18 protein-coding genes are annotated in these 21,353 nt (G+C 42.1%); 7 read left to right on the top strand and 11 right to left on the bottom strand.

Annotated elements, in window-relative coordinates:
• Positions 1 to 147: 147 nt before the first annotated feature.
• The 5 genes from QUD05_RS21770 to QUD05_RS21790 all read right to left on the bottom strand — a co-directional run bounded on the left by QUD05_RS21770 (position 148) and on the right by QUD05_RS21790 (position 6,445).
• Positions 148 to 1,284 carry an AIR synthase related protein gene (locus tag QUD05_RS21770; RefSeq protein ID WP_289797889.1) on the bottom strand — a complete coding sequence of 379 codons (1,137 nt, stop codon included), beginning with the start codon at positions 1,282 to 1,284 and terminating at the stop codon, positions 148 to 150.
• An 83-nt stretch (positions 1,285 to 1,367) separates the two neighbouring features.
• Positions 1,368 to 1,574: a hypothetical protein gene (locus QUD05_RS21775; RefSeq protein WP_069070599.1), complete on the bottom strand. Its 207-nt coding sequence runs from the start codon at positions 1,572 to 1,574 to the stop codon at positions 1,368 to 1,370.
• Positions 1,575 to 1,837: 263 nt separating this feature from the next.
• The gene (sodB, locus tag QUD05_RS21780) at positions 1,838 to 2,440 is read right to left on the bottom strand and encodes a superoxide dismutase [Fe] (protein WP_094350617.1); all 603 of its coding nucleotides are present in this window, start codon (positions 2,438 to 2,440) and stop codon (positions 1,838 to 1,840) included.
• Positions 2,441 to 3,563: 1,123 nt separating this feature from the next.
• Positions 3,564 to 5,171 carry a bifunctional pantoate--beta-alanine ligase/(d)CMP kinase gene (locus tag QUD05_RS21785; RefSeq protein WP_289797890.1) on the bottom strand — a complete coding sequence of 536 codons (1,608 nt, stop codon included), beginning with the start codon at positions 5,169 to 5,171 and terminating at the stop codon, positions 3,564 to 3,566.
• Positions 5,172 to 5,341: 170 nt separating this feature from the next.
• Positions 5,342 to 6,445 (bottom strand): septal ring lytic transglycosylase RlpA family protein, encoded by a 1,104-nt coding sequence (locus QUD05_RS21790; RefSeq protein ID WP_289797891.1) that lies wholly within the window; start codon positions 6,443 to 6,445, stop codon positions 5,342 to 5,344.
• Positions 6,446 to 7,335: 890 nt separating this feature from the next.
• On the opposite strand from QUD05_RS21790, the gene glsA reads away from it, so the two are divergent.
• Positions 7,336 to 8,316: a glutaminase A gene (glsA, locus tag QUD05_RS21795; protein ID WP_289800042.1), complete on the top strand. Its 981-nt coding sequence runs from the start codon at positions 7,336 to 7,338 to the stop codon at positions 8,314 to 8,316.
• Between the two features lie 335 nt (positions 8,317 to 8,651).
• Here the strand turns inward: glsA and QUD05_RS21800 are convergent, their stop codons facing one another.
• Together QUD05_RS21800 and QUD05_RS21805 are read right to left on the bottom strand one after the other, a co-directional pair.
• Positions 8,652 to 9,218 carry a hypothetical protein gene (locus QUD05_RS21800; protein ID WP_289797892.1) on the bottom strand — a complete coding sequence of 189 codons (567 nt, stop codon included), beginning with the start codon at positions 9,216 to 9,218 and terminating at the stop codon, positions 8,652 to 8,654.
• Positions 9,219 to 9,488: 270 nt separating this feature from the next.
• Positions 9,489 to 10,673 (bottom strand): AbrB family transcriptional regulator, encoded by a 1,185-nt coding sequence (locus QUD05_RS21805; RefSeq protein WP_289797893.1) that lies wholly within the window; start codon positions 10,671 to 10,673, stop codon positions 9,489 to 9,491.
• Positions 10,674 to 10,729: 56 nt separating this feature from the next.
• On the opposite strand from QUD05_RS21805, the gene QUD05_RS21810 reads away from it, so the two are divergent.
• Both QUD05_RS21810 and QUD05_RS21815 read left to right on the top strand, forming a co-directional pair.
• Entirely contained in the window at positions 10,730 to 10,852 is a 123-nt protein-coding gene (locus QUD05_RS21810) for a hypothetical protein (RefSeq protein WP_289797894.1), read from the top strand.
• A gap of 26 nt (positions 10,853 to 10,878) precedes the next feature.
• Complete coding sequence (locus QUD05_RS21815; RefSeq protein ID WP_289797895.1) at positions 10,879 to 11,544, top strand: retropepsin-like domain-containing protein; 666 nt, start codon at positions 10,879 to 10,881, stop codon at positions 11,542 to 11,544.
• 359 nt (positions 11,545 to 11,903) lie between these two features.
• Here the strand turns inward: QUD05_RS21815 and QUD05_RS21820 are convergent, their stop codons facing one another.
• From QUD05_RS21820 to QUD05_RS21830, 3 genes are all read right to left on the bottom strand, one after another.
• Complete coding sequence (locus tag QUD05_RS21820; RefSeq protein WP_094350625.1) at positions 11,904 to 12,254, bottom strand: DUF1257 domain-containing protein; 351 nt, start codon at positions 12,252 to 12,254, stop codon at positions 11,904 to 11,906.
• A 141-nt stretch (positions 12,255 to 12,395) separates the two neighbouring features.
• Positions 12,396 to 13,907, bottom strand: a complete 1,512-nt coding sequence (ycf46, locus tag QUD05_RS21825) for a stress-responsive protein Ycf46 (RefSeq protein ID WP_289797896.1) — start codon at positions 13,905 to 13,907, stop codon at positions 12,396 to 12,398.
• A gap of 82 nt (positions 13,908 to 13,989) precedes the next feature.
• Positions 13,990 to 14,343 carry a slr0373 family blue light stress response protein gene (locus QUD05_RS21830; RefSeq protein ID WP_289797897.1) on the bottom strand — a complete coding sequence of 118 codons (354 nt, stop codon included), beginning with the start codon at positions 14,341 to 14,343 and terminating at the stop codon, positions 13,990 to 13,992.
• A 313-nt stretch (positions 14,344 to 14,656) separates the two neighbouring features.
• Here QUD05_RS21830 and QUD05_RS21835 point away from each other — a divergent pair, with 313 nt between their 5' ends.
• The 4 genes from QUD05_RS21835 to QUD05_RS21850 all read left to right on the top strand — a co-directional run bounded on the left by QUD05_RS21835 (position 14,657) and on the right by QUD05_RS21850 (position 20,569).
• Positions 14,657 to 15,175 (top strand): hypothetical protein, encoded by a 519-nt coding sequence (locus QUD05_RS21835; RefSeq protein WP_289797898.1) that lies wholly within the window; start codon positions 14,657 to 14,659, stop codon positions 15,173 to 15,175.
• Between the two features lie 161 nt (positions 15,176 to 15,336).
• Positions 15,337 to 16,491, top strand: a complete 1,155-nt coding sequence (locus QUD05_RS21840; RefSeq protein ID WP_289800043.1) for an NAD-dependent epimerase/dehydratase family protein — start codon at positions 15,337 to 15,339, stop codon at positions 16,489 to 16,491.
• Between the two features lie 234 nt (positions 16,492 to 16,725).
• Entirely contained in the window at positions 16,726 to 17,871 is a 1,146-nt protein-coding gene (locus tag QUD05_RS21845; protein ID WP_289797899.1) for a glycosyltransferase family 4 protein, read from the top strand.
• 100 nt (positions 17,872 to 17,971) lie between these two features.
• Positions 17,972 to 20,569 (top strand): adenylate/guanylate cyclase domain-containing protein, encoded by a 2,598-nt coding sequence (locus QUD05_RS21850; protein ID WP_289797900.1) that lies wholly within the window; start codon positions 17,972 to 17,974, stop codon positions 20,567 to 20,569.
• 94 nt (positions 20,570 to 20,663) lie between these two features.
• Here QUD05_RS21850 and QUD05_RS21855 read toward each other — a convergent pair whose 3' ends face one another.
• Entirely contained in the window at positions 20,664 to 20,939 is a 276-nt protein-coding gene (locus QUD05_RS21855) for a DUF7219 family protein (protein ID WP_289797901.1), read from the bottom strand.
• Positions 20,940 to 21,353 lie beyond the last annotated feature (414 nt).

Genomic DNA, 21,353 nt, shown 5'->3' on the forward strand with positions numbered 1-21,353 from the left:
ATTCTTCTCAGTAATTACAGCTTTCTTCTAAGCAATAATGACTTTAGCGTAGGCGTAGCCCACCGCAGGCATCGCATAAGTGAGTCTAAAATAACTTCGAGAAAACTAGCTTTGTCTACGACGGGCTATGCCTACGCTTGGGTTGGATTATACCCCTCGCGCAATTCCAAAAGAATCTCCCTTCAATGTGACTTCAAGGGGTTTTATCACTACCTCGCGGGAAAGAGACGCTTCAACCCTTCCGGCAATCACAGCCGAAAGTTGATGTTCTCTTGCAAGCAGGACAATTCTCTCTGCATCTTGCTCCGACTCTGTATAGAATGCGAATCCTGCACCGTAATTGAACACCGAAAGCATCGTCTCGACCCCGCCCTCAAGATGACTCTCAGCAAATGTAAATATCTCTGGTACTGGGAGCATCGTTTCGATAACGTACCGAAGTGGCTTCACCGACCGCATCAGCTTTTGCCAGCCATGACCAGTAATATTCTCCATCGCCGTGGGACGAATTCCTTCGCCAAGCACTGCCTGTACAAGGGGCGTGTAGAGATACGACGCAGCATTCATCGCTTCCCAGAACTCCTGCCCACTAGGAAGTTTTGTTCTGTAGCCATCAGGGAGCGACTCAGCAAGCTTTCGCAGTGGCGTAAAGCCGTTCTCATGGGGGCCTGAACTTTCCACCAGAACAATAGTATTTCCGGCATCCAGACGCGAGCTATCAATGGGAGCGACACCAGCGGGCATAACCCCAAAAACCGAGCCGGCGATGTCGAGCCGCCCTGGAATCATCTTGGTTTTTAGTTGAGGAGTTTCCCCTGAAAGATAGACACACCCGACTCGTTTACAGCCCTCAACTACTCCATCCAGAAATCCATCAAGGAAAGCGGGGGTAAAAATTGTTTCGGGAGTACTCGATGGCAGATAAAGACCGAGAAGTATAGTCTGCATACCTGAAGTTGCGGCATCGTTCGTCAGACACGAGATAATCTTAATCCCAATATTCCACCAGAATCGTCTAAGTTCTTCTTCGGAAAGGTCGTCAGGGCGGGTATCGTCTGCGGTGCCCAGTCCTTCGGGCACAAGTGTCATCGAAAGTTCTCTAGCCCCCGCCTCTAGAAACGGAGCAAGATTGAAGCTGAAAGCGTTAGCACTTGCTCCCAGACCTGATGCGGGGACGATGCCATAAGCGCTTGCAAAGCCAAGTGTGCGTTTGGCGGCATCGATGAAGCGTCGTTTTGCAGCATCGAGAGTATCGTAATCGACTTGATCGAGAGCTTGAGCCATCAGGTTGTGTTTTAAGTTAGGAGTTAGGAGTTAGGAGTTAAAAGTTAGGAAAACTCATAACTCATAACTCATAACTCCTCACTTTAAAATACCTCATCTTCAATACCGCGCCACCATTCACCCAAGTTCATCAAGTCTTGGTAAATATCTTCTAATTCTTTGGTATAAACATCGTTTGTCAGGGTGGCTCGACGCTCTTGCAATTTTTTGAGGCGCAGTTGTACTAATACCCAAGGTTTAGAGATGCTATTCGTTGCTTCAATGTATTGCGCTAGTTCTTTGCTATCCATATATTTTGATTTATCCACCATCCCCCTCAACGCCTAACCAAAAACAGCCACGATACTAGTACAATGTCTAAGCTAGTTTTACGGGTTTGTAGTAAGCACTAAAGTGCTTAGAAAATAAGGACTAAAGTCCTTACTACGAACTCGCTTACCCATCAATTTAAACTTGACTGACTACTGTCGTGACTGTTAGGGGCTTGAAACCCTCTTGGCAGAGGAAAAATAAATTCTTTCCTCCTGCCCTCTGCCTTTCTTTGGCCAAGTAATTAAGCTTTAGCCAAGTTTTCAGCAGCAAAATCCCAGTTGACCAAGTTTTCTAGGAAATTCTTGATGAACGCTGGACGGGCGTTTTTATAGTCAATATAGTAGGCATGTTCCCAAACATCCAAGGTTAGGAGTGCCTTTTTACCATGAGCTAGGGGATTTTCTGCATTTGGTGTTTTGATCACCTTTAGCGTACCACCATCATCGATCAGCCAAGACCACCCACTGCCGAATTGAGTTGCAGCCGCGTTAGAGAACTCTTCCTTGAACTTGTCGAAGCTACCAAAATCTTTATCGATTTTGGCTGCGAGTTCACCTGTGGGTGTGCCACCACCTTGTGGTTTCAAAGAATTCCAGAAGAAAGTGTGGTTCCAAACTTGGGCAGCGTTGTTGAAGATTCCCACCTTAGAGGAGTCTTGGAAGGAAATTTTGATTACTTCTTCCAAGGACTTATCAGCAAGTTCTGTACCTTCAGTGAGCTTGTTGAGGTTGTCTACATAAGCTTTGTGATGCTTGCCGTAGTGATACTCGAAAGTTTCAGCTTTCATGCCAAAAGGCTCTAGAGCATCTTTTTCAAAGGGTAGTGGGGGCTGTACAAATGCCATTGTGTCAAATCCTCTCTTTACTCGGTTTCCAGTTTTAAGCTATTGCAAAAGTTGGGTAAATTAATAGCTTTTATTTGTAGGGGTTTTATGTCTTTGATTAGTGAAACATAAAACTTAACATCGTCATTCTACTACCAAAGTGTAGATCAAGTGAAGACGGAAACAAAGTACTTTGGTGATAAGTCAAATCAATAGTAATTCTTGACTATAAATAAAAATGACTAATATCTTCTAGCGAAAGGCCAATAACTAACTAGCATTTAGCAATTAAAGCTTTAATACTTCTATCTTTAGTAAGATTAATTACGATTTGCAAAATCAGTCGAAAGCGAGATGATTTAATAATATTTAAATAAATGTAAAATCTATTAACACTTAATAAGTGTTAATTTTCAAATAATATAGCCAATAGTCAAATTATCTATTTTCTTTTTAATAGGACTTACGCAAAAACTCTCTGAAACTTTTGTTCCTTTGCGGTTCGTTTTTTCATGATTTTGCGTCATATCATGTCCGCTTGATTGCTTATTAAACCCGAAGAACCCCACCCCGCCTGCCTACGGTGTACACACAAGTCTTGCCGCAGCCATATCTTTCTTTATTAATGAATCTCGCACTGTGTTTTGATCCCGCCTCGGAATGAATTCCGAGTTTCATAGCCCAAGTCCACTGAAAGTGGACTGAATTAATTATTTAGTCCACTTTCAGTGGAGTTTCGCTATCAGCCCTGAACTTCAGTTCTGGGCGGGATATGGGTGGGCGTGACAGTTTCACTGTAGAGGATTTTTCGACTTGTGTGTACGCCGTAGCCCCGCCTGCGGGGAGGGGGGTTGGGGCTTTCTGGGGCAGGTTTTTTTGATTAGACAAATTTTTGGGATTTTAAAACCAAAACCATTGTCTGAGAACTTAAAACTACGTTCAATAATTGAGAACATTCTCAACTATTTATCGAAAGCCTAAAAGCCTGCCCTTGAAAGGGGGGTTGGGGGTGGGGTTATTTTATTATGGGTAATTTGGCGGACATGATATCAGTCCTGTTTAAATACAGTTTTAAGGATGGTAAGTAAATAATCATTCACCCACCACCCTTTGAAACTAGAAAACTAACAGCAAATAGCAGTAATTAACACTGAGATAAACGTTGTTGGTAATAGTTAACAATCTGTGCAGTGACTTCAGACACGTCCAAACCATCAGTTTGAAGTTCGATCGCATCTGCTGCTTTCTGCAAAGGTGAAACTTTGCGTGTACTATCTTTCCAGTCACGTTCGGCGATGTCGTGTTCCAGCTGCTCTAAACTCACTTCGGGTTGACCTTGGGTGTTAAAGTCTTGCTGGCGGCGACGGGCACGTTCACTGACAGAAGCGGTTAAGAAGATTTTAACTTCGGCATCGGGAAATACGTGAGTACCAATATCCCGACCTTCAGCAACTAAACCACCTCTTTTACCCCAGCTTTGCTGTTGTTTAACCAGTGCTTGACGGACAGCGCTTTGTGCCGCGATCGCCGATACTTTTGATGTTACCTCAATCGTGCGAATCACCTGGGTAACATCAGTACCATCAATCCAAACCTGCACGGACGATTGTAAATCCTGGGTGGGAGTCAATTCAATTTTACACTGATTAGTTAATTCGGCGATCGCACATTCATCGTCAATAGCAATCCCCTTTTGCAGTACTAACCAAGTAACAGCACGGTACATCGCTCCTGTATCTAAATACACTAAACTCAGATTTGCTGCCACTTGCCGCGCCACTGTAGATTTTCCAGCACCAGCTAGGCCATCAATGGCGATGATGGGTTGACGATCGCGCAATATGAGATTGTCAATCAAACGTGTAGCACCAAGACGAGCTGCGATCGCCAACATTCCTTCCTCCTCAACTTTTTCTAAAGACATTAACGTAGTCGGTTCAACCAATTCAATATATTCCACTGAGACCGTGCTGACCATTGCCACTTCTTGCTGTACCACTGCTATCAACTTGTTGCTATTGCGATCGCCTGCAATGAATGCAGCTTCAGCTCGTTGCAAGCCACGATATAAGACTGCTGCTTGCTCTTTTGCCGTTGCAGTCAAATATTGATTGCGAGAACTGAAGGCCAGACCCGACGCTTCCCGTACTGTTGGACAAACAACAATTTCTACTGGCAAATTTAAGTCAGCTACTAAGCGTTTAATAATTGCTAGTTGCTGACCATCCTTTTGACCAAAGTAGGCACGGTCAGGCTGTACCAAATTGAAAAGTTTGGTAACAATCGTAGCGACACCCTGAAAGTGACCTTGCCGAGAACGACCACACAAGCCTGTCATCATAGCAGATGGGGGGATAACTTGTGTAACCTTTGATTCTTGTATACTCTTCTGAGGAACTGCCATTTCTTCCGGAGTCGGTGCAAAAATGGCATCTACCCCAGCTTGTTCGCAAAGTTGTTGGTCTTGCTCTAAAGTGCGGGGATAGCGTTGATAATCCTCGTTAGGAGCAAATTGCAGGGGATTGACGAAAATACTCACAATCACCGTAGAATTTTCGTGCCGCGCCCGTTGGATCAAGCTTAAATGACCTTGATGCAAATTTCCCATCGTTGGCACCAGACCGACTGCCGTCTGATACCAGCCAGTCATCTCATCTAGTCTCAGATCCTCAGCAACCGCAATTAGCTTGTTTTCTGAGCAGCGTTTAGTTAAATAGCAGCGTAAAGCTGCGACTGTTGTCAGCAGGCGCACAAAAATACCCCTAGTTCTTATCGATCCCTCCCCCGTTAGTTTATATCCGAAATAGAGGGAAGAGTTGATTGAACTAGGGGAATTAAGTGATACGGAACTGGGATTGGGGTTAGGGGAAAGGTTATAGGTGACAGGTGATAGGGAATAATCTTCCCCTGTAACCTACTAGATTATTTCCCTAAGACTTCAATCTGTACTGGTGCTATGCCACTGCCCATCATTCCCAAAATTCGAGCCGCGCCAGTAGATACGTCAATGACTCGACCTCGAATGAATGGGCCTCGGTCATTAATCCGCAGCACTACAGAACGACCATTGCGGGTATTGGTGACACGAACTTTTGTGCCAAAGGGTAAGCTGCGATGAGCAGCAGTCATTGCTTCAGGGTTGAATCTCTGGCCGCTAGCGGTGCGATTACCAGCAAAGTCATAGCCATAAAAAGAAGCTACACCTCTCAAGGTGGATCGCACTACTCCGACGGCAACCTGTTGAGGCAGCTTTGGTATTGATATTTGTTGACGGACTGGTAAATTCGCAATCTCTTTTATAGGAGATGCATTGCCTAGTAGTCTCCGCAAGCGATTGGTTGCTTGCAATGCATCTTGCGCCAGATTGTTGGTGGTATCTGCTAGTCGCGTACCTTCGTTGATTTCGACCAGTTCTTCGCCATTAATTTTGATTACATAGCGATCGCCATTTTGTTGGACAGGAACGCTTTTGTTTTGCGCTTGATTAGCAGTAGATTTTTCCCCTGCTTTCCAACTGACGGTAATCTTACTCCCGTCCACGTTTTCCCGATTCAACTGGTTGATCTTAGCTGCTATTACACCAGCTATCTGAACCGGGTCATTGTCAGCGGAGCTAATCTGGTTACTCGCATCTATTACGTTCCCAGTATTTAACGCATTGGATGAATTGCTAGCAATAAGGGCGTACGATTGTACGCCCCCAGTATTGCCAATTGCACCAACTTTTTTAGTCTCAAGATTCGTATTTGATACAGAACTCAAAAAGGTGAGAACAGGTATATTTTTGATAAAAAGGGTTGCCGCCTTACGTCCTCTAATGTCGTGAGGATGAATTTCTGTAATCACAGCATCCAAGGTTTGTTTCCCTGCTGTTGATTGGTACTCTCCCACCTTAACCACATCAGGGGCAGGTGATTTTTGGGATGCTAGCGCATTCCCCTTGGTGGTTTGAGTGCAACCGACTGATGGTATTCCCAAAACAGTCAGAAACAGGGCAACAATAGTCCACAAATGTCTTTGATTCATGCGTCCGTTTTTGAAAGCGACTGTAGAACTTAAAGTTTTATAACTTGTGGGATTTATCACTAATTAAAGTGATTTCCCTTTTGAAAAACTCGAACTCGTTCCGTTTTCACTTTGTTCTTTATAACTGCAACAGACTAACACGAACCTTTTGGCTTGGGGATCAGGGTTTTAGCGTAACTATCGTCCACTTTCTCAAATTCCCATTCCAATTTTAAGGTCGAAACCTTTCTCAAAAGCGGACTTTGGCTATGTAACGCTTTTTTCCGTAAGTCAAAAATTTCTTAAAAAAACTTTACGCTTATTTCACACTAAAGTGGCGATACCTTATTCACATCACTTCTAAAGGCTCGCAACTACCCGTGTATTCTAGAACACATACTTTTTGGCTATTTCCTATAAGAAGGTAATATAACTTTAATTAAATAGCAACGGCATAAATGCTTAAAATCATTTATTTAATGAAATATTTAGATTTAACTATGAGTAAGTGGTGATATGAGTTACATCTTAAAAAATTATGCGAGTTAGCTTGAGTCTGATATATTTTTTCAAAGTTTTTTCTACTTACATCAATCATTACTTTCATTCTCCACAACTAGACTAGTATTGGTGATAAATATAACTTTCGCTGACCGTATTGCTGAGTATAAAAAAAAGGACAATACTCAAATTAATATTTTTCAGGATTAATGACTTAAAAATTAAGAAAACTTTGCGATCGCTTAAACAACAGATGTTGCATGTAATGTAAATTACATATTATCTTGTTTATCTTCAGTAATTGCTCAAGTATGATTTTTTGGAGCAAGCTGTTTTTGACAAAATCTTTGTAACAGTAGGGATGTACAGCTGCACCTCTTCTATATATAGTAGGTATTTTGGGAAATGCCATCAGCCTAATGACAAATCAAGGAGATATAGAAATAGAACCATCGCCATTAAAAGCTGTTCTCAACGAGTTGCATTCCCAGTACAAGTCTCTGCGGGAGGGTGCAGTAGCGAAATACATTCCCGAACTGGCAAAGGCAAACCCGGATTTGTTCAGCATTTGCATTGTGACAGTAGATGGTCAGGTTTACAAGGTTGGGGACTACGAGCAACTTTTTACTATTCAGTCAATTTCTAAGGTGTTTGCTTATGGACTTGCCTTAGAAGATCATGGATTAGATTATGTTTTAACTAGAGTTGGCGTAGAACCGACGGGGGATGCATTCAACGCGATTGTTTTGGATGAGCAATCGAAGCGACCTTATAATCCAATGGTAAACGCTGGAGCGATCGCCACCACTAGTTTAATCAAAGGTTCCGGCCCCACCGAACGCCTTAACCGAATGCTGGATATGTTTCGGCGATATATTGGGCGCGACGTATTCGTTGATATTTCAGTTTTTACCTCAGAACGGAGTACAGGGCATCGTAACCGCGCAATGGCGCATTTGATGCTCAACTTTGGCATGATTGACCGAAACATTGAAGAAGCGCTTGATCTTTATTTCCAGCAGTGTGCTGTGATGGTGAATTGTCAAGACTTAGCAGTGATGGCGGCTACTCTGGCGAACAAAGGTATTAACCCCATCACCAAAGAACGGGCCGTAGATAAACGTTACATCAAAGATATTCTGAGTGTTATGTATACCTGTGGAATGTACAACTTTGCAGGTGAGTGGGCTTATAAAATTGGGATTCCGGCGAAAAGCGGGATTTGTGGTGGGATTATTGCCGTTGTACCCAATAAAATGGGCATTGGAGTTTTTTCACCGTTGTTGGATGTGCGTGGTAATAGTGTGCGGGGGGTAAAGGTTTGTGAAGAACTTTCCCAACGTTTAGGTTTACATCTATTTGATTGTTCTGGTTCAGAGGCGTCAAAATAATTCGTAATTGATAATGACGATTTATATACAGCAGAATTCAGAATTCAGAATTCAGAATTCAGAAGCGATGCCCTGAGCCTGCCGTTCGCGGAGCGTCTCGTAGAGAAGAGTCAGAATGGGCTACGCCCCGCTGCGCTAACAGAAGTAAAACAGGCTTTATACTATACCTGGCTTTGAGACTTAACTTGCGCACCTCACTAACTTGAAATTCGCTGTATATATTTCGGAGATATAGGACTCCGATTTGATTTCTGAAAACATACTGAGACTGAAAAGCCCGTTTTATAAGGGTTTTATCTGAAAATTTGTTCAAAAATCAGATATGAGTCCTATATCTATTCAAACCCTTTTAAATAGGGAACAATATATTTTTGTCCTCGTTCAATGTAGTAGGGCGAAAAGAGAGTTTCATAATCTTGCTTGACTAATGCCATAGCTCGTTCCATACGTTCATGCCCATAGACAATAAACTGGGCTGTTGATGCAGCGTAGTATTCACGCTCTGACTCCTTAACATTGTTTTTAAATGCATCTTTGTAAAGCGATCGCCCTGCTTGAATAAATGCTTTTTGTTCGTCGTCAAATTCAATTTGGCCCTCACTAGGGAAATATAATTCTGTCCGTTTCATAAAACCCATGACTAGATTCATACATTCACGGGTCTGTTCTACAGACAAACATTCTTTATCGCCGCGACGAAATCCCCATTGAGTGCAACCATTAGTTACTTCTAACGCCCGCAGTTTGCTAAATTTATCTAGAGCGTCATCAGAAAATTTTTCAAACTCTTCAATGCGATCTTCTATGAGCTTTTTAAATCCTTGGAAATCTTCTTCAAAAAACTCTTTTAGTTCTTGAATCTCTGTCAGCTTGTTCCAGTAAATTGTGCGTTGTATTTTCATGATTAAAAGCTGAGTAATTCACTCAGTGTATCGTATTTGCTAAAGTTGTTTTGACAGAAAATCTGTTTAGTTATGTGTGATGGGTGGAACGCCGCTCGGAATCCTGGTAAACAATCTGGATCAAATTCCACGCGATCGCTCGCTCTGGCAAAAAACTTATGCTCGTTGACTAACCTCAAAACCTAAACTAATTAATGATTTCCTTTTATACAGTTAACATTTTAGGGATTTTCACTGATTTGGGCTTTTGACCTTTATTTTTCAGCAGAATTAAACTGGTTCTGAAAGTTGCTCATCCAGACGGCGAAACAAAAACACCCAAAGCGGTAGGGAACTATTAATTGCAATTAGTCGCACTAAATGGCCAGTTGTGACAATTTCAACATTATGATTCAATGCCAGGGAAACCAGGATCATTTCTGCCGATCCTCCTGGCGCTGTGACTAAAAGACAGGTTAACCAGTCCCAAGAGGTTAATTGCATCGCAAGTATAGCAGCGATCGCTCCGGCTACAAGAGTCATTCCTACAGACATCAAGGCATAGGCGACAGTCCGCTTTCTAAAGTTGGGTTTATCTCCCCAATATTCACCAATAGTAATTCCCAAGAGCATTTGACCCAATAAGTTTATTATTGGTGGCGGACTAAAGCTAATATCACCCACAAAAGGCAGCCAATGTAGCAAAGGATTAAACCCGATACCAATCAACAATGCACCAAAGAAATCGCCAGCGGGAATTTTAAATAATATAGCTGGATAAACTACTAATCCAGTGATTATGAGTACTAACAAGAGTAATTCTAGTTGAGATAAATCGAGATTAAGCCAAGCAGTGTTGATTGGGAGTGTTTGCGGATAGTAATTACCAGTTGATGTTTTCGCGACGAGGGGAATTAAAACAACTACAGAGGTAACGCGAATCGCCTGAACTAAGGCAACCAAACTAACATTTTTATTGTAATCGGCTGCGATCGCTGCCATAATTCCTACACCACCAGGGACTGTAGCCAGCATTGCTGTAAATAGGTTGGTTTTGCTGGCGCGGGAGTAAATGTAACCAATACAGCCTCCACTCAGCAGCAGAAATAAGGTAAGAAAAATAAATATAGGAATACCAGAAGCAATACTAGCTATATTAGCGTGGGCATTGGAAGCGCCGACAGTTAAGCCGACAAGTGCCATTCCCACTTTTCTAGCAGTGCGGTTAGGTTGGGGAGAATATTGATAAAAAATTCGACACCCTTGGAGAACTAGAGTACCAGCCGCAATCCCGCCAAATATCCAGGCAATCCTGCCAATTTGGAACTTTGCGAGGAGTAAACCCAGAGGTAATGCTAGAAGCATTTCCAAGGTAAGGACAATTAGTTGCTTCCTAAATACCTGTTGTTTCGTAGCAACAGGATTTTGATGAGTGTGTTCTTCCAGGCTGGGAGTACCACTTACACTTTGATTCATCGATACTAAGCTTTTCTCTCAGTCTAAGCTATAGGCGCAAAAGTGGATCTCCGGCGATGCGATCGCGCATTACCATCAACAAGCAAATTGATACAAAGGGTTTTACTTCTAGTGGTGGGTTTATTTTAGATTTAGATTTAGTCAGGTTTGGTAGCTCACCTCTTGCAGCAGACAATTAAAATAGTGCCAGAGATATTCCACATACATGGACAACATTAAATATATGAACACAACTCCCACTAAAAGAGAAACAGATGAAATGTTCAAGTGGTTAAATCGGAACCGCCAGATGTTATTAGATTTATATAAAAACCAATATATTGCTTACAATGCAAATGGAATAATTGCTCACAGCGAAAACTTACGTGAAGTTTTAGCATTAGCTAATGCTGCAAAACAGCCTTTTTTAATTTATCTAGTTCCGCGTCGCACTGCTTCCATAGAAATTTTACCAATTCGCTTTCGCAGCATCGCTCGCCATGATTGGCAACCAAATTATAGTGTTATTTTAAAACACGGAGATATAGAATCTAATACAACAATGTTAGTAGATTCTGGTGCTGAATTAAGTTTAATTTCATTAAAAGTTGGTCAAGATTTAGGCTATGCTTTGGCTGACTCTGAATCAACTTTGTTGGCAGAAACGATAGGGGGCAGAGTTGAGTACGTTTTACGTAATGTCGAAATGACAATTGATGAACACAATTTTATTACTCCTGTAGCATGGTTGCAAACCAATACAGGCGGAGAACAATTGCTTTTAGGTCGAGAAGTTGTATTTGATAAATTTAATATTGAATTTAGGCAAGCTGAGGAGCAAATTATTTTTACATGGCGTGAAGATTTGAAGTCATCAAAATTAGTGGATTAGGCACAACCTTAACCCAACTTATAAACTTACTGCTATTTAGACTTAAGAACTCCTATTTTTTCTGCCCATTTGTAATAGACTTGCTTTAAGCTCCCAGTATGAACGCTCCAATACCGTTCACCTTTAGTCTGATTAAATATGACTAGCAACCACTCCTGTTCTTTTACATCTGGAGGTTTAGTTGCAAAAATTAGACATAATTCATCGTTCTCCGTAGCATAATACTCTAGTTTGTAAAGGCAACCTTGTACAAAAATAAAATCGGGACTGAGAAATAAATCTCAGTCCCGATAAAAAAGCGGGCTAACCGCTATTTATATGGTTAACCCGTGCAGCTTTGGGAACGCGCAGAGAAATTGTTATTGCAATACCAACTTCACATTGGCGTTTTGCAGACCGCGCTGTTTTACTTCAGCCAAAGTTTTGTTAACGGCATACTTTTGGTTGATTGAGTTGATCAACTCGGTTTGGTTGTGCTTCTTAGCAACGCCCCACAAGTCAGCGATTAGGTCAAAAGAACCATCGCCATTGCGAGACCAGCCGAGGTCATATTCGCCTTCCAACACGGCAACGATGTCAGAACGGACACGCTGACCGTTATAACCACGGACATCAGCTTCAGTCTTTACGCTGATGCCGAGGTCGCGCAAGGAAGCCTTGAGGATTTCGGCATCGGTGATTTTGGTACGCAGGGTGCTAAAGTGAGACATTTGGGTTTCCTCCAATGAGAAGATTGAGAAAAACGACAACGGTTTGTTTTGGGCGAAGCCGCGCTTAACAGGATGCGGCTTTTCTTATAACTGCTAGCATTTTCAGCTAGCCTTTCCCCCTGGGATGGCAGAGGAAAGCTTTTAAAACTCCATTCGCTGATATTCAGCTACGGAGGATGCTGCGGGGCGTGCGCGCTGTCTGGCCCAATCTCTCAGAGCCGTTACTTGTTCTTGCATCGTTCGAGACAGCGGCAAAGTTGCCTTCAGTGCAGCAATAATATCTAGTTGGGTGAACTCCCGATCTTGGGCAAAAGCTTCATACATTGCCGCAACGATCGCTTGTTCAACTTCTGCCCCAGAAAAGCCATCAGACATCTTGGCTAGTTGCTCAAGATCGAATCGAGAGATGTCTTCACGGCGTTTGGTCAGATGAATATTGAAAATATCTTGCCGTTCTTCCGGTGTTGGCAGATCGACAAAGAAAATTTCATCAAAGCGTCCTTTCCTCAAGAATTCACCAGGTAAACGTTCTACTCGGTTGGCAGTTGCCATCACGAACACTGGTGATTTCTTATCTTGCATCCATGTGAGGAAGGAGCCGAAGATTCTGCTAGAAGTCCCTCCATCAGAATCTGAGGAACCTCCACTACCAGCAAAGGATTTATCTAATTCATCGATAAACAAAATTGCTGGGGAAATAGATTCTGCTGTTTTCAGGGCATTTCGCAGATTTGCTTCACTTCGTCCCACCATTGAGCCGTCGTAAACTCGCCCCATATCCAACCGCAACAGTGGTAAACCCCACAGTCGGGAAGTAGTTTTGGCAATTAATGACTTACCGCAACCGGGAACTCCTAAAATTAACATCCCCTTTGGTTGAGGCAAACCATAGTCTCTCGCTCTTTCTGTAAAAGCGTTGGAGCGTTGCTTGAGCCATCTTTTTAACTCTTCTAAGCCACCTACAGCATCAATCGTTTCATCTTCTTCAATGTATTCTAAGATGCCATTGCGCCGAATTAGTTGCTTTTTCTCAGATAAAACGATGTCTACTTCATCTTCCGTCAAACGCTCTTTAGTTACCTGTGCCTTACGGTAGACTTTCTCCGCTTCATCTTTAGTTAGACCCAAAGCAGCTCTGAGAAGTTTTTCTCTGGCTTCTGTTGTCAGCCGCCGACCACGATTTTGCTCTATATGGTGAGTTAAGACTTTATTCAACTCAGCCATATCTGGCAATGTAAAGTCGAGAACAACAACTTCCTTTTCCAGTTCTATAGGTACTTGTTGCATTGGGGACATCAAAATGATGTTCTTTTGCATACCTTTGAAACTAGCGATCGCATCGCGTAACGATCTATTAGTTGCAGGCGCATCTATAAAAGGATGTAAATCTTTAAGAATAAATATACTTGGTTCTTTCTGCCGGATGATCCACTCGATCGCCGCCTCTGGAGACACGGTATTATGTTGGGTGACATTCCGGGGTTGACCATACTCAACAATCCCGTGTGTTACTGTCCAAACAAATACTCGACGCTGGGGCTTTAATAACTGGGCGATTGTGGAAATTGCTTGCTCGGCCCGCTCTTCCTCGGAGGTCACAAGGTAGATTAAAGGGTATTGAGCTTGAATTAGGATTTTGAGCTCTTCGTTCATACTTCGACCTACTTGAGACCTTATAGAGACAGTAGAGACATTGCTTCTGGTGAAGAAAACCGAATCATAAATATCTATTTATTTAGCAAGGAACTAACTCTTCCTCACCCTTGGGATTGGTTTCACTTTCATCCATCTCATCGAGAGAAAGATGCTCTTGACCAACTACTCCTGGTTGATTGCCTAAAGTAACCAGTTCCCCATCACGTAAGACTAGCGAACTATCACAAGTTGGGCATGAGTAAACTCTATGAGTCCGCCCATAAGAAGAATCTTCTAACTCGTCAACCAATTCTTGATTGGATAGGTAAAAACCAAGGGCACGTTCGGCAAGTTCTGACATTGGCTCGGAATCAACTGCTGAACGAATCTTCAGTTTTCTGTGCAACTCTGGCGATAAATACAAAGTGACCTTTTGCTTAGTTTGCGTTTGCATATAACTCTTTAACGGTCTTACCCGGGTATGTATATCAAGTTATCGGTTCTTTTATTGGTTGTCAAGACAGTAAAGCGTTTTAACGCTAATTTTGTTACATTTGTTTACATCTGGGTTTGCTTGCACCATAATATGATGCTTTATGGTTCATCACTAGTGGCTCTAGCCCTTGAAATTGAGCGATTTATCGCTCACTACGAATCTCTTAAAATTGATGTGGCAGACTACTAGTTAGCTGATTGAGAATAGTGCAATATTCAGAGTTTCTGGTATTTCTATAAAATCAGTAACTTTGGCAAAATGTGTAATGTAAATGGCTACTGCTAATAGAATCTCTAGTTTGGGGCGAAGAATTTATCGGCTTGCCGCCAGCGTTAGCGGAGTCATTGCCCTGTTAATCATGCTGTGGGGTTGTACTGTAAATGATTTTAATGCCGGAGCGATCGCCTGGAAAACTTATAGCAACTCTCGTTATGGCTTTGAATTTCTATATCCGAGTAATTGGACTTCTTTAGTAGCCTCAGAAAATGGTGATGGAATTGCGTTTATTTCACCACAGGATAACTCAGTGGAAATTCGCGGGTGGGCAAGTCATCAGCTGCCAAACGATCCAGAGTCCATGAAAAAGATAAAATCCAACTTTCAGACCGCTCAAGGAGTAGCTGGGGTAATGCTTGTAGAAGTCGAACGAGGAGTAAGTTCGATGACACTGACGCTAACTCAAAGTCAAGTGAAATACCATTTACAGGGACGGAGTAAGAGCCAAGAATTTCAAAATTACTATCGTTTGTTTTATTACATTGCCCACCAGTATCGGATTTTAAAGTTTTAATGGAGCGTTGGGTGTTAGGAATGCTGAGTTAGGAGTTAAGAGTTAGGAGTTTTGTTTATCTCCCTCATCTCCCTCCAAAATCCACATCTCCCCCAGAATAATGATTAAGAGGGTACAGAAACCTGATAGATTTAGCTATCAGCGAGTAAAAACTGGTGAAGATGAAAGTCCTGGTTATTGGTGGTGATGGATATTGCGGTTGGGCAACTGCTCTTTACCTTTCCAATCGAGGTTATGAAGTTGGAATTCTAGATAGTTTGGTGCGGCGGCACTGGGATAATGAACTTGGTGTCGAAACTCTCACTCCGATCGCACTAATTCAACAACGTCTCCAGCGCTGGCAAGATTTGACAGGTAAATCGATCGACTTGTTCATCGGCGATATTACGAATTACGAGTTTCTCCATAAAACATTACAGCAATTTCAGCCAAATGCTCTGGTGCATTTTGGCGAACAGCGTTCGGCCCCATTTTCCATGATTGACCGAGAACACGCAGTTGTTACCCAGGTCAATAATGTAGTTGGTACGTTGAACTTGCTGTACGCCATGCGGGAAGATTTCCCCGACTGTCATTTGGTGAAGCTGGGAACGATGGGCGAATACGGTACACCCAATATTGACATCGAAGAAGGGTATATAACCATTGAACACAATGGACGCAAGGATACCCTACCTTATCCCAAGCAGCCCGGTTCGATGTACCACTTAAGCAAAGTCCATGATAGTCATAACATCCACTTTGCTTGCCGGATTTGGGGATTGCGGGCAACTGATTTAAATCAAGGTATAGTTTATGGCGTTTTAACCGAAGAAACGGGGATAGACGAACTATTGATTAATCGGCTGGATTACGATGGTGTGTTTGGTACTGCACTGAACCGCTTTTGTATTCAAGCAGCAATTGGACATCCGTTAACTGTCTACGGTAAAGGTGGACAAACTCGCGGATTTTTGGATATTCGGGATACAGTCAGATGTGTAGAATTAGCGATCGCTAATCCTGCCGAAGCTGGTGAATTCCGCGTATTTAATCAATTTACCGAACAATTCAGCGTTGGCGAATTGGCATTGATGGTGAAAAAAGCTGGTAACGCTATCGGATTGAACGTAGAAATCAATCATTTAGATAATCCCAGAGTCGAGAAGGAAGAACATTACTTCAACGCTAAAAATACAAAATTGCTTGATTTAGGTTTGCAGCCTCACCTGCTCTCTGATTCTCTCCTCGATTCTCTGTTAAACTTTGCCATCAAGTATCAGACACGAGTAGATCACAAACAAATTCTGCCTAAAGTCTCTTGGCACAGAAATTAAAATAAACCCCAGTAAATCGTGGGTCTAAAAATGGTCGTCATATTTTAGCACAATATGGCGACCAACTATTTATTATTCATCAGGCGTATCTTCCAGCTACTACTAAATTTACTGTTTACTACAGTTATTTTGATTGTGCAGAATTGATTACAGGACGCGAGACAGTTTACTCTGTGTTTAATAGCAAAATGCACTCTTAAGCTGAGATTATCTGCCTGGACTGAATAGTTTTTTATGAGAATTGCCCTATTTACCGAAACCTTTTTACCCAAGGTTGACGGCATTGTAACGCGCCTGCGCCATACTGTCGATCATCTCCAGCGCAGCGGTAATCAGGTATTGGTGATTGCCCCTGATGGAGGCATCACAGAACACAAAGGCGCTAAAGTTTACGGCGTTAGTGGCTTTCCTCTGCCATTGTATCCAGAATTAAAAATGGCATTACCCCGCCCAGCCATTGGTTACACTTTAGAAGAGTTTAAGCCAGATGTTATTCATGTCGTGAATCCAGCCGTTTTGGGTTTGTCTGGTATATTTTATAGCAAAATCCTCAAAATCCCCTTGGTGGCTTCTTATCATACCCATTTACCCCAATATCTCCAGCATTACGGCTTGGGGATGCTGGAAGGTTTTCTTTGGGAACTACTGAAAGGCGCTCATAATCAAGCAGCTTTAAATCTGTGTACCTCCACAGCAATGGTGGAGGAATTAACAGCGCATGGTATTGAACGTGTAGATTTATGGCAGCGTGGGGTAGATACAGAATTATTTCACCCCGATTTAGCTAATGTAGAGATGCGATCGCATTTATCACAAAATCATCCAGAAAGTCCATTGCTACTTTACGTTGGACGGCTTTCCGCTGAAAAAGAAATTGAGCGCATCAAACCAATCTTAGAAGCAATTCCCCAAGCGCGATTGGCATTGGTTGGCGATGGGCCGCACCGTCAAGCATTGCAAAAACACTTTGCTGGCACAAATACTTATTTTGTTGGCTATCTTATGGGGCAAGAGTTAGGTTCTGCCTTTGCGAGTGCTGATGCCTTCATCTTTCCTTCCCGTACAGAAACACTAGGCTTAGTGCTACTAGAAGCGATGGCTGCTGGCTGTCCCGTGGTAGCAGCCCGTTCCGGGGGAATTCCTGATATTGTGACAGATGGCGTAAATGGATATCTTTTTGAGCCAACAGCAGATATTCAAGGAGCATTAGCTGCTACTGTTCGACTCTTAGAACAAAAACAACAACGAGACACCATCCGTCAAAATGCCCGCCAGGAAGCAGAAAGTTGGGGTTGGGCAGCTGCCACCAGACAGCTACAAGATTACTATCAAAAGGTGATATTTTCTGAACAGTTGGCACAATCGGAGAGTAGGAAGTAGGGAGTGAAAAAGGGAATAGGTTACAGGTTATTTCCTATCACCTGTCACCTGTCACCTCTTCCCTAATCCCAATGCCCAAAATCTAAAATCTAAAATTACCATGACACTCCCCAACTCAGGCAGCGTCTTGGCTACATTAACTGAACTAACTCAAGTTAATCGTGCTCATGCCCTACTGCGTCGCGTCAAAGACTTATCTGTTAATGAATTTGTTTGCTTACTCGACTTTATAACTGCTGAGTTCCAGCAATTTTTGAGAGCTATTGAACTAATCAATAATGAAGCTCTAGAAACTATGTTGGAGAAAGTATTAGAAGCTATCACACTCAAAATTGGTCAAATTCTCCAAGCAGAACATACAGCCATTTTTTTAGTTGATTATGACAAAGGTCAACTGTGGTCAAAAGTTCCTCAAGATAATAGCCAAAAATTCTTAGAAATTCGTACTCCCATTACCGTGGGTATCCCTGGACATGTTGCTAGTACAGGTCAATATCTCAATATATCTGAAACTTATACTCATCCCCTATTTAGCCCAGAACTTGAAAAACAAATGGGCTACAAAATCCGTAATCTTTTATGTATGCCCGTTATCAGTAGCAAAAACCAGACTGTAGCGGTAGTGCAACTAGCTAATAAAACCGGGAATGTTCCGTTTAATCATGATGATGAAGAACGTTTTCGAGACTTTGCGGCTTCAATTGGTATTATCTTGGAAAGCTGCCAATCTTTTTATGTAGCGGCTCGTAATCAAAGAGGCGCAACGGCTTTGTTGCGGGCAACTCAGACACTGGGGCAAAGTTTAGATTTAGAAGCAACTTTGCAGATAGTCATGGAACAAGCCCGAATTTTAATGCAAGCAGACCGCAGTACACTGTTTTTATATCGTAAAGAGCTAAACGAACTCTCGACGAAAGTTGCAGTGGCAGCAGATGGCACAAACTTGATAGAAATTCGCATTCCTGCTAATCGTGGCATTGCTGGATATGTAGCTTCCACTGGTGAAGCCTTAAATATTTCTGATGTTTATAAAGACCCCCGCTTTGACCCGACTATAGATAAAAAAACTGGTTATATAACTCGCAATATCCTATGTTTACCAGTATTTAATTCTGCAAATGAATTGATTGGCGTTACACAATTAATTAATAAGCAACAAAGTAGTTTTACTGCTTCTGATGAAGAGTTTATGCGGGCTTTTAATAATCAGGCAGGAATTGCCTTAGAAAATGCTCGGCTGTTTGAAAATGTGCTGTTAGAAAAACAGTATCAAAAAGATATTTTACAAAGTCTGTCAGATGCTGTGATTTCTACAGATATGGCGGGACAGATTGTCACGATTAATGATGCAGCCCTAGAGTTGCTGGGTTGTCCGATAGGAGACGCTAATAGTAAAAACAACAAACTTTTGTGGGAACAAAATTTGATTGGTCGCCTAGTTTGGGAAGTTGTGCCAATTGAAAATCTCCAAATGCGACTAGAAGATAGTCTCAAAACTGGAGCTAAACATTATGTGCCAGAGCAAAGTTTGATACTGGGAGTACATCAAGTTATGAATGAGGAGTTAGGAGTTAAAAGTGAAACTCAATACTTAGCATTCAGTACTTATCACTCGATTTTAGCATTGTGCGATCGCACTAACCCCGATATTTTTATTCCCTGGAATCAACCTCTGACTCCCCAATCTGAGTTTCTCACTTCTCATGAGGTACAAACATTAGAGCGCAATATCAATCTTACTGTTAATCCCCTGACTAACCCAGAAGGCGGTGTACGTGGTGGTTTGGTGGTTTTAGAAGACATTACTCAGGAAAAACGGATGAAAACTACCATGTCCCGCTATCTGACACCCCATGTCGCTGAACAAGTTATGGCATTGGGGGAAGATGCTTTAATGGTAGGTGAACGGAAGGAAGTAACTATCTTGTTTTCTGATATCCGTGGCTACACAACACTTACAGAAAATCTCGGTGCAGCTGAAGTGGTATTGCTGCTCAATCAGTATTTTGAAACGATGGTAGAGGCGGTTTTTAACCACGAAGGCACTCTCGATAAATTTATTGGTGATGCCTTAATGGCGGTATTTGGTGCGCCGCTACCATTGACAGAAAATCATGCTTGGAGGGCTATACAGTCAGCGTTAGATATGAGACGCCGCTTAGAAGAATTTAACCAACGGCGAATTATCCAGGCACAGCCGCAAATTCGTATTGGCATTGGGATTAGTTCTGGGGATGTGGTTTCGGGTAATATTGGTTCTCGCAAACGGATGGATTACACCGTAATTGGAGATGGTGTAAATTTAAGTTCGCGCTTGGAAACGGTAACTAAAGATTATGGTTGTGATATTATTTTAAGTGAATTTACTTACCAACTGTGCAGCGATCGCATTTGGGTGCGCCAGTTAGATAAAATCCGCGTCAAAGGGAAACACCAGGCCGTGAATATCTACGAGTTAATTGGCGATCGCACTACTGAGTTAGATGCCAACACTCAAGAGTTTTTGTTTCACTATCATACTGGACGCGCTGCTTATTTATCGCGCAACTTTTCACAAGCCATCGCTTGTTTCGAGTCCGCCAAATCTATCCAACCTCAAGACCAAGCTGTTGATATCCACCTAGAGCGTGCGCGTAATTATCAACAAACGCCGCCCCCAGAGTCCTGGGATGGTATTTGGACAATGCTTACTAAGTAGTCATTGGTCACTTGTCATTGGTCACTTGTCATTGGTCACTTGTCATTTGTCATTGCTTATTCTCCTTGTCTCCCCCATCTCTCCTATCTCCCCTTCAATCTTTAGTCTCTCCCTGGTCATCTTGAAACGGATCTTCGCCAATTCCTAGCTCTTTTTTGAGNCGTTTCAACTGTTTCCACAGATCCTTTATTTGTTCGTAAGCTGCACCTGGAGGCACTTTTCCGCCTGTTTCTAAGTTGCAAATGTAACTTACTCGTTGAGCAAATTCCTGGAGATTTGCATTAAAAACCAAATTTTCTGGCTTAACTTGACCGTAGTAGCGACCGCGAGGGAAGAGAAAATCATCCTTGTTCACTATTTTTTTATCCATTTATTCAATTCACCTTGTGTTTGAGTTTCGGAAGCTGAATTACTAGCTAACCTAATCTTTACTTTTGTCAGATTGAGGTAAATCAGATCATCCGACTCCTTTTCCAATTGTTGATCGGGAATTGGTTAATTCAGATTTTGAGACTAGAAGATAAAGCTTGAAAAATTTTGTGTGTTAAATATTACAGACAAATCGCTAAAGGAGCTAGAGAGAATATTTGATTTTCCTCACGGTTGTCAATTTATCTCATCTTAATTTATGAAGTTCAAATTGTAATTAGCTGCAATCGAAAGAAACCTTTAAGTAAAAATTATTATTACATATCAGTATGCCTTGGTAACTTATTCTCTCAAAACTAATTAAAATTCTGATAGTAAAACTACTTAGATGAAGATACTAGACACGAAAGCTAAT

It is taken from the genome of Nostoc sp. GT001 (genome assembly GCF_030382115.1).
Classification (GTDB): domain Bacteria; phylum Cyanobacteriota; class Cyanobacteriia; order Cyanobacteriales; family Nostocaceae; genus Nostoc.

Excerpts from the sequence above, each read along its gene's own strand:
- QUD05_RS21840 (WP_289800043.1), top strand. The coding sequence starts at position 15,337 with ATGAAAGTCCTGGTTATTGGTGGTGATGGATATTGCGGTTGGGCAACT.
- QUD05_RS21820 (WP_094350625.1), bottom strand. The coding sequence starts at position 12,254 with ATGTCTCACTTTAGCACCCTGCGTACCAAAATCACCGATGCCGAAATC.
- QUD05_RS21835 (WP_289797898.1), top strand. The coding sequence starts at position 14,657 with ATGGCTACTGCTAATAGAATCTCTAGTTTGGGGCGAAGAATTTATCGG.
- QUD05_RS21770 (WP_289797889.1), bottom strand. The coding sequence starts at position 1,284 with ATGGCTCAAGCTCTCGATCAAGTCGATTACGATACTCTCGATGCTGCA.
- QUD05_RS21800 (WP_289797892.1), bottom strand. The coding sequence starts at position 9,218 with ATGAAAATACAACGCACAATTTACTGGAACAAGCTGACAGAGATTCAA.
- QUD05_RS21790 (WP_289797891.1), bottom strand. The coding sequence starts at position 6,445 with ATGAATCAAAGACATTTGTGGACTATTGTTGCCCTGTTTCTGACTGTT.
- QUD05_RS21815 (WP_289797895.1), top strand. The coding sequence starts at position 10,879 with ATGGACAACATTAAATATATGAACACAACTCCCACTAAAAGAGAAACA.
- QUD05_RS21830 (WP_289797897.1), bottom strand. The coding sequence starts at position 14,343 with ATGCAAACGCAAACTAAGCAAAAGGTCACTTTGTATTTATCGCCAGAG.
- QUD05_RS21850 (WP_289797900.1), top strand. The coding sequence starts at position 17,972 with ATGACACTCCCCAACTCAGGCAGCGTCTTGGCTACATTAACTGAACTA.
- ycf46 (WP_289797896.1), bottom strand. The coding sequence starts at position 13,907 with ATGAACGAAGAGCTCAAAATCCTAATTCAAGCTCAATACCCTTTAATC.
- QUD05_RS21845 (WP_289797899.1), top strand. The coding sequence starts at position 16,726 with ATGAGAATTGCCCTATTTACCGAAACCTTTTTACCCAAGGTTGACGGC.
- QUD05_RS21775 (WP_069070599.1), bottom strand. The coding sequence starts at position 1,574 with ATGGATAGCAAAGAACTAGCGCAATACATTGAAGCAACGAATAGCATC.
- QUD05_RS21805 (WP_289797893.1), bottom strand. The coding sequence starts at position 10,673 with ATGAATCAAAGTGTAAGTGGTACTCCCAGCCTGGAAGAACACACTCAT.
- QUD05_RS21810 (WP_289797894.1), top strand. The coding sequence starts at position 10,730 with ATGCGATCGCGCATTACCATCAACAAGCAAATTGATACAAAGGGTTTT.
- sodB (WP_094350617.1), bottom strand. The coding sequence starts at position 2,440 with ATGGCATTTGTACAGCCCCCACTACCCTTTGAAAAAGATGCTCTAGAG.